Source organism: Rummeliibacillus sp. TYF005 (assembly GCF_003844195.1).
Lineage (GTDB): Bacteria > Bacillota > Bacilli > Bacillales_A > Planococcaceae > Rummeliibacillus.
Genome location: NZ_ML122648.1, coordinates 1 through 946, shown reverse-complemented (window position 1 = coordinate 946; position 946 = coordinate 1). Strand labels below are relative to the sequence as shown.

Genomic DNA, 946 nt, shown 5'->3' with positions numbered 1-946 from the left:
TTTTATGATTGACATTTCACCCCTGGGCTTAGTTTTGAATATGGTTCGTATAAATCATCATCTATCGCAATATAACCATACTGTATAAGTTCAATATCGACACTTGCGGTAATTATTTCTTCAAGTCTTTCTGGAATTCTAATTTCTAATTTAGTATTATCTTCAATCTTCCTCACTTGTATACTTAATTTTAGATAAGAAGCGAAAAATATTGATTCATTTACTTCTTCATGAATCATAAAATCATTTTTAAACAATCTCTTTTTAATTTCATCATACAGTATATTGATGCTAGTGTGCATTTTGGGAAGAATGTCATTTGTATATAATTCTTCTATTTTTAATTCTAATTGTTCAATTTCTTTCTCGATTTCTGCTATTTTTTTTAAATTTTCTATTGTGATCATAACTACATTTTCCTTTTATATTAATTCTACAAAAACTGCAAATATCCGCATTTATATATTTTAATGCTTTAGACGTTGTATATGAAGCAAATTTTATTCTGAAAGATGGTAGAAAAATATAAATAAATTTAAATAAAAAAAGAGTACATCCCCCACAATTGGAGAACATACTCAAAATTAGGGTTGATGAGAACAACCTACTACTCGATAACATTTTGGTACCGACCTGATACGCTAATTTGGCGTATCAGACCTGCGTATCATATTGGAAACTGGAACTACTGTCACAATAAAAAACACATATGTAGTAATGAAGAAGTGAGTGTGGATACACTTGCTTTTTATATAAAATAAATGCTTTTTAGTAATTTAATTAAATCAAATACTCACTCAAATACTCCTTAAAAATAAAACTTTTATCTCATCTTCTATGTATCATTTTACTTATTTTTACTAAATAGCCTTAATTTATATTTATTTTTTAGTTAATATTGTTATTGAAATAAAGGAAAGCCCAGGGGTGAAATGTCAATCATAAA

At 26.7% G+C, this 946-nt stretch carries 1 protein-coding gene; it reads right to left on the bottom strand.

Going from position 1 to position 946, the window contains the following annotated elements:
* Positions 1 to 2: 2 nt before the first annotated feature.
* Positions 3 to 407: a hypothetical protein gene (locus tag CW357_RS18065; RefSeq protein WP_124218840.1), complete on the bottom strand. Its 405-nt coding sequence runs from the start codon at positions 405 to 407 to the stop codon at positions 3 to 5.
* Positions 408 to 946: the final 539 nt, after the last annotated feature.